The 16,067-nt window shown below is 66.7% G+C and carries 16 protein-coding genes; 5 read left to right on the top strand and 11 right to left on the bottom strand.

Going from position 1 to position 16,067, the window contains the following annotated elements:
• Window positions 1–91: 91 nt before the first annotated feature.
• Window positions 92–1,984 carry an ATP-dependent zinc metalloprotease FtsH gene (ftsH, locus tag I8J34_RS06095; RefSeq protein WP_214360499.1) on the top strand — a complete coding sequence of 631 codons (1,893 nt, stop codon included), beginning with the start codon at window positions 92–94 and terminating at the stop codon, window positions 1,982–1,984.
• A gap of 88 nt (window positions 1,985–2,072) precedes the next feature.
• Window positions 2,073–3,854: a M61 family metallopeptidase gene (locus tag I8J34_RS06090; RefSeq protein WP_214360498.1), complete on the top strand. Its 1,782-nt coding sequence runs from the start codon at window positions 2,073–2,075 to the stop codon at window positions 3,852–3,854.
• A gap of 26 nt (window positions 3,855–3,880) precedes the next feature.
• On the opposite strand, the gene I8J34_RS06085 is transcribed toward I8J34_RS06090, so the two are convergent.
• From I8J34_RS06085 to I8J34_RS06070, 4 genes are all read right to left on the bottom strand, one after another.
• Window positions 3,881–5,062 (bottom strand): vWA domain-containing protein, encoded by a 1,182-nt coding sequence (locus I8J34_RS06085; RefSeq protein WP_214360497.1) that lies wholly within the window; start codon window positions 5,060–5,062, stop codon window positions 3,881–3,883.
• A gap of 206 nt (window positions 5,063–5,268) precedes the next feature.
• Window positions 5,269–7,230 carry a TIR domain-containing protein gene (locus tag I8J34_RS06080; protein ID WP_214360496.1) on the bottom strand — a complete coding sequence of 654 codons (1,962 nt, stop codon included), beginning with the start codon at window positions 7,228–7,230 and terminating at the stop codon, window positions 5,269–5,271.
• A 51-nt stretch (window positions 7,231–7,281) separates the two neighbouring features.
• Complete coding sequence (locus tag I8J34_RS06075) at window positions 7,282–7,515, bottom strand: hypothetical protein (protein WP_214360495.1); 234 nt, start codon at window positions 7,513–7,515, stop codon at window positions 7,282–7,284.
• A 30-nt stretch (window positions 7,516–7,545) separates the two neighbouring features.
• Window positions 7,546–8,388 carry an AAA family ATPase gene (locus I8J34_RS06070; protein ID WP_214360494.1) on the bottom strand — a complete coding sequence of 281 codons (843 nt, stop codon included), beginning with the start codon at window positions 8,386–8,388 and terminating at the stop codon, window positions 7,546–7,548.
• 177 nt (window positions 8,389–8,565) lie between these two features.
• Here I8J34_RS06070 and I8J34_RS06065 point away from each other — a divergent pair, with 177 nt between their 5' ends.
• The 3 genes from I8J34_RS06065 (at window position 8,566) to I8J34_RS06055 (ending at window position 10,310) form a co-directional block, all read left to right on the top strand.
• Window positions 8,566–9,498, top strand: a complete 933-nt coding sequence (locus I8J34_RS06065) for an SGNH/GDSL hydrolase family protein (protein WP_214360493.1) — start codon at window positions 8,566–8,568, stop codon at window positions 9,496–9,498.
• Window positions 9,499–9,684: 186 nt separating this feature from the next.
• Window positions 9,685–9,984, top strand: a complete 300-nt coding sequence (locus I8J34_RS06060; protein WP_230411730.1) for a c-type cytochrome — start codon at window positions 9,685–9,687, stop codon at window positions 9,982–9,984.
• A complete protein-coding gene (locus I8J34_RS06055) occupies window positions 9,981–10,310 on the top strand; it encodes a c-type cytochrome (RefSeq protein ID WP_214360491.1) in 330 nt (109 codons plus the stop codon). The genes I8J34_RS06060 and I8J34_RS06055 overlap by 4 nt, the downstream gene beginning before the upstream one ends.
• 24 nt (window positions 10,311–10,334) lie before the next feature.
• On the opposite strand, the gene I8J34_RS06050 is transcribed toward I8J34_RS06055, so the two are convergent.
• Genes I8J34_RS06050 through rsxB form a run of 7 tightly spaced genes read right to left on the bottom strand, consistent with a single transcriptional unit; the run spans window position 10,335 to window position 16,037 of the window.
• Complete coding sequence (locus tag I8J34_RS06050; protein ID WP_214360490.1) at window positions 10,335–10,766, bottom strand: DUF1841 family protein; 432 nt, start codon at window positions 10,764–10,766, stop codon at window positions 10,335–10,337.
• The gene (nth, locus tag I8J34_RS06045; protein WP_214360641.1) at window positions 10,759–11,421 is read right to left on the bottom strand and encodes an endonuclease III; all 663 of its coding nucleotides are present in this window, start codon (window positions 11,419–11,421) and stop codon (window positions 10,759–10,761) included. Before nth ends, I8J34_RS06050 begins: the two co-directional genes overlap by 8 nt.
• Before the next feature lie 19 nt (window positions 11,422–11,440).
• Entirely contained in the window at window positions 11,441–12,130 is a 690-nt protein-coding gene (gene rsxE / locus I8J34_RS06040; protein WP_214360489.1) for an electron transport complex subunit RsxE, read from the bottom strand.
• Entirely contained in the window at window positions 12,127–12,813 is a 687-nt protein-coding gene (gene rsxG, locus I8J34_RS06035) for an electron transport complex subunit RsxG (RefSeq protein WP_214360488.1), read from the bottom strand. The genes rsxE and rsxG overlap by 4 nt, the downstream gene beginning before the upstream one ends.
• A 4-nt stretch (window positions 12,814–12,817) precedes the next feature.
• Window positions 12,818–13,807 (bottom strand): RnfABCDGE type electron transport complex subunit D, encoded by a 990-nt coding sequence (locus tag I8J34_RS06030; protein WP_214360487.1) that lies wholly within the window; start codon window positions 13,805–13,807, stop codon window positions 12,818–12,820.
• Complete coding sequence (gene rsxC / locus I8J34_RS06025; protein ID WP_214360486.1) at window positions 13,807–15,489, bottom strand: electron transport complex subunit RsxC; 1,683 nt, start codon at window positions 15,487–15,489, stop codon at window positions 13,807–13,809. The genes I8J34_RS06030 and rsxC overlap by 1 nt, the downstream gene beginning before the upstream one ends.
• The gene (rsxB, locus tag I8J34_RS06020; protein WP_214360485.1) at window positions 15,486–16,037 is read right to left on the bottom strand and encodes an electron transport complex subunit RsxB; all 552 of its coding nucleotides are present in this window, start codon (window positions 16,035–16,037) and stop codon (window positions 15,486–15,488) included. Before rsxB ends, rsxC begins: the two co-directional genes overlap by 4 nt.
• Window positions 16,038–16,067: the final 30 nt, after the last annotated feature.

The following is a 16,067-nucleotide window of genomic DNA, read 5'->3' as shown; positions in this document are numbered from 1 at the left end:
ATAAGTTTGCTTTGCTTTGCCTGCGGGAACGTTCACCCCTAGAATGGGTCTGCATCACTAGTGCCCCTGCCGGGCGTTCAAGGAAGTCGCGTTGAATAATCTCTTCAAGAATCTGGCGATCTGGATGGTGATCGGCGTCGTGCTGATGACGGTCTTCAATCAGTTCAACAAACAGCAGCTTTCGCAGAATACGATGGAGTATTCGCAGTTCATGCAGGAAGCGAAAGCCGGCAAGATCACCAAGGTGCTGATCGACGGGCGTGTCGTGCGCGCGACCACCCAGGAAGGGCGCAACATCGTCGTCTATACGCCGGGTACGCAAGACCTGTGGATGGTCTCCGACCTGATGCGCTACGGCGTCAATGTCACGGCCGGCAAGCCGGAAGAGGAGCAGTCCTTCCTCACCAGCATCTTCGTGTCGTGGTTCCCGATGCTCTTGCTCATCGGCGTGTGGATCTTCTTCATGCGCCAGATGCAGGGCGGCGGACGCGGCGGCGCGTTCTCCTTCGGCAAGTCCAAGGCACGGATGCTCGATGAGAGCGCCAATACGGTGAATTTCGCCGACGTGGCCGGCTGCGACGAAGCCAAGGAAGAAGTGTCGGAGCTGGTCGACTTCCTGCGCGACCCCTCCAAATTCCAGAAGCTCGGTGGCCGCATTCCGCGCGGTGTGCTGATGGTCGGCTCGCCGGGTACCGGTAAGACGCTGCTCGCCAAGGCGATTGCCGGCGAGGCCAAGGTGCCGTTCTTCAGCATTTCGGGTTCCGACTTCGTCGAGATGTTCGTCGGTGTCGGCGCGGCCCGCGTGCGCGATATGTTCGAGCAGGCCAAGAAGCAGGCGCCGTGCATCATCTTCATCGACGAGATCGATGCCGTCGGCCGCCAGCGTGGCGCCGGTCTAGGCGGCGGTAACGACGAACGCGAGCAGACCCTCAACCAGCTGCTGGTCGAGATGGACGGCTTCGAAGGGTCGGCCGGCGTGATCGTCATCGCCGCCACCAACCGCCCCGACGTGCTCGACCCGGCGCTCCTGCGTCCGGGCCGCTTCGACCGCCAGGTGGTGGTGCCGCTGCCCGATATCCGTGGCCGGGAGCAGATCCTGCGGGTGCACATGCGCAAGGTGCCGATCGCGCCCGATGTCGAGCCGATGGTGCTGGCGCGCGGTACGCCCGGCTTTGCCGGTGCCGACCTGGCCAACCTGGTCAACGAGGCGGCGCTGTTCGCCGCCCGTGCCAGCAAGCGCCTGGTGGACATGGAAGACTTCGAGCGCGCCAAGGACAAGATCATGATGGGTGCCGAGCGCCGCTCGGTGGTCATGCCGGAGGAAGAGCGCCGCAACACCGCCTACCACGAGTCCGGCCATGCCGTGGTGGCCAAGCTGCTCGACAAGACCGATCCGGTGCACAAGGTCACTATCATCCCGCGCGGTCGCGCGCTGGGCGTGACCATGCAGCTGCCGGCCGAAGACCGCTACAGCCAGGACCGCGAGCGCCTGCTGCAGACCATCGCCGTGTTGTTCGGTGGGCGCATCGCCGAAGAGATCTTCATGAAGCAGATGACCACCGGCGCCTCCAACGACTTCCAGCGTGCCACCGACATGGCCCGCCGGATGGTCACGCAGTGGGGCATGTCCGATGTGCTCGGCCCGATGGTGTATGGCGAAGAGGATGGCGAAATCTTCCTCGGTCGCCAGGTGACGACCCACAAGAACGTGTCCGAATCGACGATGCAGAAGGTCGACGCCGAAATTCGTCGCATTCTCGACCAGCAGTACGCCCTGGCGCGCAACCTGATCGAGAACAACACCGACAAGGTCGAAGCGATGACCAAGGCGCTGCTCGAGTGGGAGACCCTCGACGCCGACCAGCTCAACGACATCATGGATGGCCGCAGCCCGCGGCCGCCCAAGCCGACGACCATGCCGCCGGTCCGTCCGGGCGACGATTCGCCCGGCGCGGCGCCGAACGCCCCGGCGCCGGCGGCCTGACGCCGCTTCGCGATATCGATGGCCGGCTTTTGCCGGCCATTTTTTCATTGCCTGCCGGCCTCGCGCCGGCGCTCATTGGAATGGATGCATGACCGCCGCCCCGATCCGCTATGTGATTTCGTCCGCCGACCTCGCCGGCCACCTGTTTTCGGTGAGCTGCGAAATTCCTTCGCCCGCACCGGACGGGCAGCGCCTGTCCTTGCCAGCCTGGATCCCGGGCAGCTACATGGTGCGTGACTTCGCCAAGAACATCGTCACGATCTCGGCGATGGCCGAGGGCAAGCCGGTGACGCTCGACAAGCAGGACAAGCACACCTGGCAGGCCGGCCGGGTGCCGGCTGGTGCTGCATTGACGGTGACCTACACCGTCTATGCCTGGGACCTATCGGTACGCACCGCCCACCTGGACCAGACCCACGGCTTCTTCAACGGCACCAGCGTGTTTCTTGCCGTCGAGGGACAAACCGACCGGCAGTGCCTGGTGGACATTCAGCCGCCACCGGTCAACGCCATCGGCAATTGGCGGGTGGCGACGGCGATGCGCGAGGCGGCGGGCATCGACGGGGCGGCGCACCGGCATGGCTTTGGCTGGTATTCGGCAGAGAACTACGACGAGCTGATCGACCATCCGGTCGAGATGGGCGATTTCGCGCTCGCCAGCTTCACCGCCGGCGGTGTGCCCCATGAAGTGGTGCTCACCGGGCGCCAGGATTGCGATGTCGCCCGGCTGTGCGACGACCTGACGCGGATCTGCCAGTGGCAGATCGACCTGTTCGGCGCGCCGCCGCCGATGTCGCGCTACCTGTTTTTGACCATGGTGGTGGGCGATGGCTACGGCGGCCTGGAGCATCGCGCGTCGACCGCCTTGCTGACGCGCCGCGACGATCTGCCTTTCCATGGCATGGAGGGGCAGACCGAGGGCTACCGGCGCTTCCTCGGCCTGTGCAGCCATGAGTATTTCCACAGCTGGAACGTCAAGCGCATCCGGCCGGCGGCGTTCATTCCCTACGATCTGTCGCAGGAAACCTACACGCCGCTGCTGTGGCTGTTCGAAGGCTTCACCTCCTACTACGACGATCTGGCCCTGGTGCGCAGTGGCGTGATCTCGCCGGAAGACTATCTGGGCCTGCTGGGCAAGACCATCACCCAGGTGCACAAGGGTAGCGGGCGGCGCAAGCAGAGCGTGGCCGAATCGTCCTTCGATGCGTGGACCAAGTACTACCGCCAGGACGAGAACGCCGCCAATGCCATCGTCAGCTACTACAGCAAGGGCTCGCTGATCGCGCTGGCGCTGGACCTGCAGCTGCGCATCGGCAGCGATGGCAAGTGCAGCCTCGACGACCTGATGCGTGCCCTGTGGCAAGCCCATGGCCAGACCGATGTCGGCGTCACCGAGGCGGACGTATTCGACCTGGTGGCGCGTCTGGGCGGCGCTGCCGTAGCACGCTGGTTGCGCAAGGCGGTGAGAGGCACCGACGACCTGCCACTGGCGCGCTGGCTCAAGAAGTTCGGCGTGCTGGCCGTGCGCGATGCGCCCAAGGCGCCGTCGCTCGGCGCACGCTTGTCCGGCTCAAGCGGGGCGGCCAGTCTGGCGGTCGTGCATGAAGGGTCGGCCGCGCACCGCGCCGGGCTGTCGGCCGGCGACACATTGATCGCGCTGGACGGGCTAAAGGTCAGCGCAGACACGCTGGAGCCCATGCTCGCCCGGCGGGTTGCGGGCGATGCGGTCCGCCTTCATGTGTTCCGTCGTGACGAGCTGATGTGTTTCGACGCGGTGCTCGACGAAGGCGATAGCCCGACGCGGCTCGAAGCGGTGGCGCGTCCCGATGAGCTCGCCCGCCGCTTGCGCAGGGGCTGGCTGGGCACTTAGGGGCTGGGACATTGATCCGACGGTCGCTAACGCTTCTTCGACAGGGCGCTGATGGCCCGGCCGAGGCCGTCGAGGGTGAGCGGATACATGCGCTCCTGGCCGATGATGTCGCGGATGATGCGGATCGACTGGCGGTACTCCCATAGCCGCTCAGGCTCCGGATTGAGCCAGGCGGCCGAGGGGTAGGTGTCGAGCAGCCGGCGCAGCCAGTCGGCGCCGGGTTCGTCGTTCATGTACTCGATGGCGCCGCCGGGTTGCAGGATCTCGTAGGGACTCATGGTGGCGTCGCCGACGAAGATCAGCTTGTAGTCCGGCCCGTAGGTGTGGATCACGTCCAGGGTCGGCGTGCGCTCCGAATGGCGGCGATAGGCGTCGCGCCACACATGGTCGTACACGCAGTTGTGGAAGTAGAAATACTCCAGGTGCTTGAATTCGGTGCGGCTGGCCGAGAACAGCTCTTCGCAGACCTTGATGTGGTCGTCCATCGAGCCGCCGATGTCGAAGAACATCAATACCTTGACCGCGTTGTGACGCTCCGGGCGCATGTGCAGATCGAGCCAGCCGGCATTGCGTGCGGTGGCAGAGATGGTGCCGTCCAGGTCCAGCTCTTCGACCGCCCCCTCGCGGGCGAAGCGCCGCAGCCGGCGCAGCGCCACCTTGATGTTGCGGGTGCCGATCTCGACGCTGTCGTCCAGGTTGCGGAACTCGCGCTTCTCCCACACCTTGACCGCCGTGCGATTGCCCGCCGATTCTCCGCCGACCCGGATGCCCTCGGGGTGATAGCCGGCGTTGCCGAAAGGCGAGCTGCCGCCGGTGCCGACCCATTTGCTGCCGCCCTGGTGGCGGCCTTTTTGCTCCTCGAGCCGTTTCCTGAATTCCTCCATCAGGCTGTCCCAGCCGAGCTTTTCGAGCGCGGCCTTTTCCTCCGCGCTCAAGTGACGGGTGCTCAGCGCCTTGAGCCAGTCTTCGGGCAGATCCACGTCCAGCCCCGGGATCTCGGTGATGCCCTTGAAATAGCTGCCGAAGGCCTGGTCGAAACGGTCGTAATGGCTCTCGTCCTTGATCAGGCAGGTGCGCGAGAAGGCGTAGAAATCGTCGATGGAATGCCCGCACACGCGCAGCCGGAGCCCGTCGAGCAAGGTCAGGAATTCCTTGGTCGAGACCGGCAGCTTGTGTTTGCGAAGATGGAGGAAAAACGGGATCAGCACGACGGGCGTCCGAAAGCAGGGGTTTTCATGATGCCGCCCGCCCGGGCCGCTGTCGAGCGCTCGGAGCGTGTGAATCTATCGACCGCGTGTGCCGAGTGCAGCGCAATTCAATCGCGCTCTTCTCGCCCATCTGGCTGATATGTCGCGTCGTTCGCTCGTGCAATAGCCAAATGCGGCCTTGCTCGCGACGGCCCCTTCACTCGTTCTCAGCGCGCACGGATCTCCACCAGTTCGAAGACATCCTTTTCGATCTCGGCATTGCTCGGCGCCTTGGTGGTGCGCACCATCTTCACATAGCGCTTGGCCTCGGGCGCGTACCAGATATCGAAGTGAACGGTGGTCGGCTCGACATCGCGCAGGGCCGGCCCGCCGGTGGGCCGGCGGGTACTCCACACCTCGAGCCGCACCGTGTCGAAGCTGCCGGCCGGTACCCGGATGCGCTCACGGCCGTCGACCTCGGCCACCGTGCTCCAGTCGCGCCACTGGCCTTCCAGCGGCGGGGTGTCGATGTCACGCCAGCTGCGCGATCCTTCGGGCAGGTCGAAAGCGCCCAGCCACGGGCTGAACTCCCAGCCGATGTCGCCCCAATTGACCATCGTCGCCCGAGGGCCCGGCGATCGGCGCTGAACCGGTGTGCCGGTCTTGGGGGCGAGCACGGTCAGGGTTTCGTAGACAACCGAGCCGTCGACCCGGTCGGTGGTGAATTGCAGCGTGCGGGCCGGGCTGGTCGGCCATTTGCCGCGGCTGCGGTAGATCCAGGTGTCGCCCGGGCGCGGGTGGGCGGACGGGGCCGGTGCGGGTAGCGGCGTGGCCCGTACGCTGCGCTGGACGCTGCCGCCCGGGCCGCTGGCATTGAGGGTCAGGGTGGCCGCGTCGGCCAGCGGCACCTTGATGCAGTTGCGCGCGTCGTCGGGCAGCTCGCCCGGGCGGGGCGTCAGCGTGAGTCGGGTGCTGTTCTGAACCCGGTAGCAGACGGTGACGCCTCCGGTGTCGGGGCGTGCCTCGAGGCTGAGGATGCGCGGCGGCTCGGGGGCGGGCGGTGGCGTGGGCGCGGGTTCGGGGGTCGGCCGGGCGGCTACGGGGGGTGTCGGCGGCGGCGCGGGTGTGACTGCGGGCGCTGGCGGGGCGTCGGCCTGCGCCGTCAAGGGCCATGTGATTGCCTCGCCGCCGGCCGGTGTGACGCTCAGGCGGCCGGTATAGCGCCCCGGTTTGACGGGCGCGAAGGCGAGGGTGTAGCTGCAGCCGGCGCCAGGGCGCAGGCTGTTGCCGCAGGTGTCGACAAGGATCTTGAAGACGCCGTCCGGGTCCTCCAGTGTTGAGGCGATGTCCGCGGCCGCATCGCCGGTGTTGCGCAGGCGGACTTCCTGGTGGCTGCGCTGGCCCGCTTCGGTGGGTGCGAAGCCGGCGTCGGTCTGATCGGCAACCAGATGCGCCGCGGCTGGCGGGGCGGCGGCCGGTGCCGAGGGGCTGGGCGATGCGTCGCCGGGTGCCGGCGGTGGTGGGGGCGTCTGCGAGGCGGGCGGCCACCAGCTCCACACGCCGACGAGGGCGGCTACCACGAGCAGCGCCGCCAGGGCGCCCCACCAGGGCCGGCGGCTGGCCACGTGCGGCGTGGCCGGCGCTGTGCTCGCTGGGGGGGCGGGTGGGGTGGTGGGCGCGGGTGCGGGTGTTGTGGCCGGCGGCGGGGCGGCGTCAGCGGCGTCGGTGCTGGCGAGGATCTTCTCCAGCGTGTGGATCAGATCCTTGGAGGTCGCTTCCCATTGCTTGTGATTGAGTTCGACGGCCTGACGTCGGACCAAGGGGTGCAGGTCGTCGGGCAGGTCCTCCTGCGTCGGCATGGTCGCGCGGTCGAGCAGGACGGGCACGACACGAATGTCGCGCGCCAGGGCGGCGCGGGTTTCGAGGCGGATGAAGTCATGCGGGTCGTCGAGCCGTCGCCGGCCGCGCGCGTCGGTGGCGGTGAGCCATTCGTCGCCGATCAGGACGATCAGGACACGGCAGGAGGCGACGGCGCTTTCGATGGCATTGACGAAATCGGTGCCCGGCTCGATGCCTTCGACATCCATGAACACCCGGTCCGGGCCGAAGTGGCCCGCCAGCCGATCATAGAGGCGGCCGGCATAGCCGGCCGAATCGTCCCGCCGATAGCTGATGAAGATGCCATCCACCCCTGCGCTCCTCATGCCTTCGTGATGAAAGCATAGCAGGGGCGGCGCCGATCAGGCGTCGTTGCTGTCCTGGCGGGCGCGCTGGCGCGCCATGAAGGCGCGATGCAGGCCGACGATGCAGGCGAGGAAGCCGACCAAGGTGACGAGGCCGAGCGTCAGGCCGGCGCTGCCCGGGATGATCAGCGGCGGCGGGACGGGCTGTCTGGACGCGATGTAGATGCCAAAGCCGAAGACCATGAGGATCGGCATCACGGCGGTGCCGATGGCGAAGAGCAGGACTTTCATGCGGTGTCTCGACGTTTTACGGAAAACGGGTCAGCGGTTGCGCTTGGCCATGAAGGCGAGGCGTTCGTACAGATGCACGTCCTGCTCGTTCTTCAGCAGGGCGCCGTGCAAGGGGGGTAGCACGGCCTGGTCGCCGCGGGCATGGAGCGCCTCGGGCGGCAGGTCTTCGGCCACCAGCAGTTTGAGCCAGTCGATCAATTCCGAGGTGGAGGGCTTCTTTTTGAGGCCGGGAATGCTGCGCAGGCCGAAGAACACTTCCAGGGCCTCTTTCAGCAGCGCCGGTTTGAGGGCGGGGAAGTGCACGTCGACGATGCGCTGCATGGTGTCGGCGTCGGGAAACTGGATGTAGTGGAAGAAGCAGCGGCGCAGGAAGGCGTCGGGCAGTTCCTTTTCGTTGTTGGAGGTGATGACGACGATCGGCCGTTGGCGCGCGGTGATGGTCTGGCGCGTTTCATAGACATGGAATTCCATGCGGTCGAGTTCGCGCAGCAGGTCGTTGGGGAATTCGATGTCGGCCTTGTCGATCTCGTCGATCAGCACCACGCAGGGCGTGTCCAGCTCGAAGGCTTGCCACAGCACGCCCTTGACGATGTAGTTGGCGATGTCCTTGACTTTGTCGTCGCCCAGCTGCGAATCGCGCAGGCGTGAGACGGCGTCGTATTCGTAGAGCCCGTGCTGGGCCTTGGTGGTGGACTTGATGTGCCACTGCAGCAAGGGCAGGCCCAGCGCGGCGGCCATTTCCTCGGCCAGCATGGTCTTGCCGGTGCCCGGCTCACCCTTGATGAGCAAGGGGCGTTGCAGGGTGATCGCGGCGTTTACCGCCAGTTTCAGGTCGTCTGTGGCGACATAGCTGTCGCTGCCGTCGAATCGCATGGGAGAGCCTGTCGGGTGCGGTTGGTCGGACCGTCGATTATATGCGCCGCACCAGGGCTTGTCAGAATCGAACGAGTGTTTGATTTCTCGCCCGGCGACGGCTAAGTTGCGCATGTACCGGTGTTGCAGGGGGCGCCGTACGTCCATAACAAAACCATGGCAAGGAGACGTTTCATCATGAAGAGAATGCGTCAAGCAAGTGCTGCACTAATGCTGTCGGTCGTGTGCGGCATGGCGAACGCCGGCTGGTCGTCGCTGGTGGTCATCGGCGACAGTCTGTCCGACAACGGCAACGTATCGGCCCTCACCGGCGGAGCGGTCCCGCCCGCGCCCTATGTCGGCGGCCGCTTCAGCAACGGTCCGGTGGCCGCCGAATACATGGCCGGCGCACTCGGCATCGGGCTGACCGACTTCGCCTTCGGCGGCGCCAAGACCGGCACCGACCTGGCCGGCAACGACAGCTACCTGTGGAGCCTCGGCCTCAACGGGACCGGCATGGGGGCACAGCTGGGCATGTTTGCGGCGAGCCTCGGCGGCGCGGCCGCCGATGCCAGTGCGTTGTACATGGTGTGGGGCGGGCCCAACGATTTCTTCGAGCCGACCATGACGCCCGCCATGTCGGCGGCGAACATCGGTTCGGTGATCAGTGGTCTCTACGGTCTGGGCGCGCGCAGCTTCTTCGTGCCCAACATGCCGGATCTGGGCCGCACGCCCGAGTTTCTCGGCACGCCGTTGGCGGCCACCATGAGCGGCGTGTCGCAGGCCTTCAACGCGCTGCTGGATGCCGAGATCATGAGCCTGGGCCTGAGCCTGCCGGACGCCAGTTTCATCCAGTTCGACACCTCGAACTTCCTCGCCCAGGTGCTGGACCGTCCGGGGGATTTCGGTTTCAACAATGTCACGAACGCCTGTCTCGACAGCATGGCCTGCGTGACGACACCGGCGCTTCAGACGACGACCTTGTTCTGGGACGGGGTGCATCCGACCACCGTGGCCCACGAGATCCTCGGACTGGCGTTCGTCCGTGCGATTCCCGAGCCTTCGACCGCGTGGTTGCTGCTGGGGGTCTTGGGAATGATGGGGGCGGCACGCGCGCGTCATAGGCGCTGATGCCGGGATACTGCGCCGTCGACGACGGCGCAGTATCGGAAACGACTGATTTTGCGCGCCATTTGGTGCAATGCAGCGAAACGAGAATGGTTTGCATGCATCGGAAAGCTGCCCTTAGAATCAACGCGTCGTTGCCCCAACCCCCAACCCAACAGAGGAGTCTCCATGCAGGGACGACGTATTTTCATGGCGGCCGCCCTGGCCGTCGCCTGTGTGCCCGCTTGGGCACTCGAAGGTAATGCCGATGCCGCAAAAAGCAAAATATCCATGTGCATCGGCTGTCATGGCATCCCCGGCTACCGGACGGCATTTCCCGTGGTCTATCACGTGCCCAAGCTTGGCGGACAACACCCGGCCTACATCGTCCAGGCCTTGATGGCCTATAAATCGGGTGACCGCAGTCACCCGTCGATGCAGGCCATCGCCGCCAGTCTGAGCGAGCAGGACATGGCCGATCTGGCCGCCTACTACGGAGGGGAAAAATGACGATCCGTCGATCGGTGTGGTTGGCGGGGCTTGCCGCCGTGGTTTTGCCGATGTCCTCGGCGATGGCGGGAGATGTTGCCGCCGGCAAGGAAAAGTCGGCCGTATGCGCGGCCTGTCATGGCCAGACCGGGGAGAGCGTGGCGCCGGATTTCCCGAAGCTCGCCGGCCAGCATGAGGACTATCTGCTGCGTGCCTTGAAGGACTACAAGGCCGGGCATCGCAAGAATCCGATCATGACGGCCCAGGTCGAGAACCTGAGTCCGGCCGACATGGCGGATCTGGCGGCCTATTACGCCGCCCAGGAGGGGCTGTACGTCAAGCGTTGAGGCGGGCGCCGGTCTTCGGGGATATCACTCGAGGCCGGCGCGTTTGCGCACGGCCTGCACATAGGCCGCGCCGTCCGGCGGCTGACGGTCGCGCTGGGCTTTCCACATCACCTCGCCGAGGCATTCGAGCACGTCGTGCAAAGCGTCGTGCCGGTTTCCCCTGCGCAGCTGCAACTGGGCGAAGGCGGGTTTGAGGCCCGGCGGCTGGTTGATCGACAGCTGCTCTTCGATCGCCAGATGCAGCGACAGATGCAGGAAAGGGTTGACCTGCCCGTCCTCGGGCGCGAAGTCGTGGTCGACCGCATCCGTATCCTCCAGCAGTGGCTGGTATTCGGGGTGCTGCTGGACGATATCCACCACCATGCTTTCGAGCGGCGTCAGGACGCTGCCTTCGCGCTGCTTGCGCCAGGCCTCGATGAAGAAGCGACGGGCCTGGTCTCGGGTCGGGTCAAACATGGTCGGGCGCTCCGGGCTCAGGGCGATCGGTCTTGTCGGGGAAATTGCACAGATCGCGCACCAGGCAGCGGCCGCAGGCCGGCCGGCGCGCGGTGCACACATAGCGACCGTGCAGAATCAGCCAGTGATGGGCGTCGAGCAGATAGGGTTTGGGCACGCGCCGCAGCAGCGCTGCCTCGACCGCGTCGACATTCTTGCCGGCGGCCAGGCCGGTGCGGTTGGCGAGGCGGAAGATGTGGGTGTCGACCGCCATGGTCGGCTGGCGGAAAACGGTGTTGAGCACCACGTTGGCAGTCTTGCGGCCGACGCCGGGCAGGGCGGTGAGCGCATCGCGATCAGCGGGCACCTCGCCGCCGTGGCGCTCGAGCAGCAGGTAGGAGAGCGCCACCACGTTCTTGGCCTTGTTGCGGAACAGGCCGATGGTCTTGATGTGTTCGGTCACGCCGACCTCGCCGAGCGTGACCATGGCCTCGGGCGTGGGCGCGGCGGCGAACAGCTTGCGGGTGGCGATGTTTACGCCCTTGTCGGTGGCCTGCGCCGACAGAACGACCGCCACCAGCAGCTGATAGGGCGAAGCGTATTCGAGTTCGGTCTGCGGGTGCGGATTGGCCGCCTGGAATCGCGTGAACATCTCGGCGATGGCGGCCTTGCTCATCGGGCGTGGCATGCCGGGGTCAGTGCTCCGCCACGGCGTCGCCCGGGACCACTGGTGCCGGCGTTGCGCGCTTGCGGGCGGCGGCACGGCTGTTGATCCAGTTGTAGGCGGCGATCAGGCAGCCGAGCGCGAAAAAGGCGCCCGGCGGCAGGATGGCGATCAGGAAGCCGGGGTAGCCCTCGCCGAGTACCTTGATGGCCGACGCGCCTTCGACGATCAGGTCGATGCCGCCGAACACGGTGCCGGCGCCGATCAGCTCGCGCAGGGTGCCCAGCACCGCCAGCACCAGCAGCAGGCCGACGCCCTGGGCGATGCCGTCGAAGGTCGACACCAACGGATCGTTCTTGGCGGCGAAGGCCTCGATGCGTGCCAGCACGATGCAGTTGGTGACGATCAGCGGAATGAAGATGCCCAGCACCAGATACAACTCATGCAGGTAGGCATTGAAGAGCAGGTCGACCACCGTCACCAGCGAGGCGATCACCAGGATGAACACCGGGATGCGGATCTCGTAGGGAATGAAGTTACGCAGGATCGCCACCGACAGGTTGGCCAGCGCCATCACCAGGATGGTGGCCAGTCCGAGGCTGACGGCGTTGACCATGGTGGTGCTCACCGCCAGGATCGGGCACAGGCCCAGCAACTGGACCAGGCCGGGGTTCTGCTTCCACAGGCCGTTGACCCAGGTGTCTCGATGGAAGGCGCTCATTGTGCGGATCCTCCGGTGGTGGCGAGGCGCTCGCCGGTCTTGGCATCGAACAGACGCGCCTGATTGGCCTCGGCATAGGCCAGCGCGCGCGCGGTTGCGCCGATCACCGCACGGGCGCTGATGGTGGCGCCGGCGCGGGCGTCGAAATCACCGCCGTCCTTGCGCACCTTCCAGGTGGCGGTGCTGCCCGCCTGGGTGCTGCGGCCGACGAACTGGTCGATCCACGGGCTGGCCTTGTTCGGATCCTTGCGCGGATCGATGTAGTCGCCCAGGCCCGGGGTTTCCTTGTACTGGGTGGCGCGCACGCCGGTCAGCCGACCGTCGGCACCGACCGCCACCACCAGATCGATGGCGCCGCCGTAGCCGTCGGGCGCGCGGGCCTCGACGATCAGCGCCACCGGTTCGCCGTTCTTGCGCGCACGATAGACCAGACTGCCTTCGTCCACGCCGAGCGCGTCCGGCGCCAGCACCGTGATCGTGTCCTCCAGCAAGGCGTTGTCGTAGCGCCCGGGCGCCAGCACCTCGGCGATCAGCTTGCGCTTGACCTCGGCGACGGCGGCGTCGATGTCCGGCTTGGTGTAGCGGTAGGTCAGCGCCATGGCCGCGGTGAACAGCACGGCGAACAGAGTCAGGATCGACGCGGTGCGGATCGAGGTGCGGACGGCGGTGTATTCGGTGCTCACGCGCTCACTCTCCCTTGTGGCCGAAAACGCGTGGCTGGGTCTTCATGTCGATCAGCGGCACGCACAGGTTCATCAGCAGCACGGCGAAGGCGATGCCGTCGGGGTAGGCGCCGAAGTTGCGGATCAGGTAGGTGATGAGCGCGACGCCGGCGGCAAAGAGGAGCTTGCCGCGCGGCGTGGTGGCGCCGGAGACCGGATCGGTGACGATGAAGAAGGCCGCCAGCAGGCTGCCGCCGCTGGCCAGGTGGAAGAGTGGCGAGGCGTAGTGCGCCGGGTTGGCCATCCAGAATAGCCCGGCGATCACGGCCAGGGCGGCGAGGAAGGCGGTGGGCAGATGCCAGGTGATGACGCGGCGCTGGATCAGGAACAGGCCGCCGGCCAGGTAGCCCAGGCCGATCCATTCCCAGCCGCGACCGCCGGCCAGCCCGAAGCTGTCGCGGGCCAGGATGTCGCCCACCGGCGAGCCGGTGTGCAGCCCGGTGCGCAGTGCGTCGAGCGGGGTGGCGCCGGTCATGGCGTCGATCGAGCCGCCGCCGATCAGTTGCAGATGGGTGCCCAGGTCCATCCAACCGGCCGCCGGCCACTGCGACATGGCCGAGGGGTAGGCGACGATCATCAGGCAATAGGCGGCCATGGCCGGGTTGAAGGGGTTCTGCCCGAGCCCGCCATAGAGGTGCTTGACCGCGACGATGGACAGCACCGTGGCGAGGATGAGGATCCACGCCGGCAGAATGGTGGGAAAGGTCAGCGCAATCAGCCAGGCGGTGACCACCGCCGACAGATCCGACACATACAGGCCGACCGGCTTCTTGCGCAGCTTGAGGATCGCCGCCTCGGCGGCGACGGCGGCGAGCGTGGCGAGGGCGATGTTGACCACGATGCCGGGGCCGAACTGCCACACGTAGAGACCGATGGCCGGCAGCAGCGCGACCAGCACGGTGAACATCACCTGCTGCACGCTGGTGGGTTGGCGGACGAAGGGAGAGGTCAGCATCAATGCGATTCCGGCGCGTCGGTGGCGGCGTTCTGCTCGGCCTTGGCCGCGCGGCGCGCGTCGGCCTCGGCCACCTGGGCAGCCTGTTCGGGCGTCAGGTTGTCGGTGTTCTTGGGCAGCACCTCGGCCTTTTGCGCGCGGGCGCGCTCGAGCGCCGCGGCGATCAGGGCGCGTTTGGCGTCATCGGCCGAGGCGGCCTCGGTGGCGGCCTCGGTGGCGGCCGGCGCCTCAGCCGCCTGAGCGGCCAGCTTGGCCTTGGTGGCGGCGGCCTTGGCGGCGAGCTTCTCGGCCTTTTCGCGTTTTTCGCGGGCCTGGCGCTCGTTGCGGAATTCGAAGCGCTCGCGCGCCGCGTCGGCTGCACTCTTTTCGCGCTCGCGGGCCCAGATTTCGCCCTTGGCGAAGCGGAAGTAATCGACCAGGCGGATCTGCGAGGGGCACACGTAGGAGCAGCAGCCGCATTCGATGCAGTCGAACAGGTGGTATTCCTGCGCCTTGCCGAAGTTCTTGGCGCGCGAGAACCAGTAGAGTTCGAAGGGTTGCAGCTCGGCCGGGCAGGCGCGTGCACAGGCGCCGCAGCGGATGCAGTTCATCTCCGGCGGCGGCGGCGGGAAGAGGGCCGGCGAGGCGGCAATCAGGCAGTTGGTGGCCTTGGTGGCCGGCACGTCGAGGCGCGGCAATTCGAAGCCCATCATCGGGCCGCCCATCAGGACGCGATCGGTGTCCGCCTTGGGTTTGCCCAGCGCCAGCAGGTCCTCGACCGGGGTGCCGATCAGTACCTCGAAGTTGCCCGGTTTTTCGACATTGCCGGTGACCGTCATGACCCGCGACACCAGCGCTTCGCCATGGGCGATGGCGCGATGGACGGCGTAGGCGGTGCCGACGTTGAAGCACTGCACGCCGAAATCGCCGCCGAGCTTGCCGTGCGGGATCTCGATACCGGTGAGCACGCGGATCAACTGCTTTTCGCCGCCGGCCGGATACAACGACGGCACGGGAATCACGGTGATGTCGCCAGCCAGGCCATGGATGGCGGCGCGCAGGGCCTCGATGGCCTGCGGCTTGTTGTCTTCGACGCCGAAGACGATCTCGCGCGCACCGGTCAGGCGCTTGAGAATCAGCGCGCCGGCGACGATGCCGTCGGCCCGCTCGCGCATCAGGCGGTCGTCGCAGGTGATCCACGGTTCGCACTCGGCGCCGTTGAGGATCAGGGTCTCGATGCCGGCACCGGCGCGGGCCTTGATGTGGCTGGGGAAGGTGGCACCACCCAGGCCGACGATGCCGTGATCGCGCAGCCAGTCGAGCGCCTCGGTCGGGCCGGTGCTGTCCAGGTCGAGGGGCCGGCGCTCGACCCAGCGGTCTTCGCCGTCGGGTTCGATCACCACGCAGGGCGTCTCCAGACCCGAGGGGTGGGCCATGGCATGCGGCGCCACGTCGACCACCGTGCCCGAGGTGGGTGCATGCACCGCGGTGCTGAGCGGCCCGTCGGGCAGACCGATGCGCTCGCCCTTGAGCACTTTCTGGCCCGGCTCGACGATGCAGCGGGCGGTGGCGCGCGGGCTCTGGAGCAGCGGGACCACCAGCCGGGCGGGCATCGGCGCCGCCTGGATCGGTGCGCCGGCGGAGGCGTTTTTATGGGTGTCGGGCTTGATGCCGCCCTTGAAGCGGAACAGACCGGCGATCATGCGGCATCCTTGATCTGGATGACCGGGTATTTCCACTTCCAGGTCTTCACGGTTTCCTTCAGCGGTTCCATGGTGATGCAATCGACCGGGCAGGGTGCCACGCACAGTTCGCAGCCGGTGCATTCGGATTCGACCACCGTGTGCATCTGCTTGGCGGCGCCGACGATGGCGTCGACCGGGCAGGCCTGGATGCACAGGGTGCAGCCGATGCAGATCTGCTCGTCGATGACCGCCACCGACTTGGGTTTTTCGACGCCGTGTTCTTCATCGAGCGGTTTGAACTCGCGCCCGAGCAGATCGGCCAGATGGCGGATGCCTTCCTCGCCGCCCGGCGGGCACTGGTTGATGTCGGCCTCACCGTTGGCAATCGCCTCGGCGTAGGGCCGGCAACCGGGGTAGCCGCACTGGCCGCATTGGGTTTGCGGCAGGATGGCGTCGATGTTGTCGACCAGCGGGTCGCCTTCGACCTTGAAGAAGATGGCGGCAAAGCCCAGCGCCGCGCCCAGCACGAGCGCGATACCGGTCATGACGAGGAGGGCGGTCAGCATGGCAGGGCGTCTGTGCGCACGGACGGGGTG

This window comes from Denitromonas iodatirespirans, from assembly GCF_018524365.1.
GTDB lineage: Bacteria > Pseudomonadota > Gammaproteobacteria > Burkholderiales > Rhodocyclaceae > Nitrogeniibacter > Nitrogeniibacter iodatirespirans.
The sequence above is the reverse complement of the archived record's forward strand: the minus strand, read 5'-3'. Positions and strand labels throughout refer to the sequence as shown.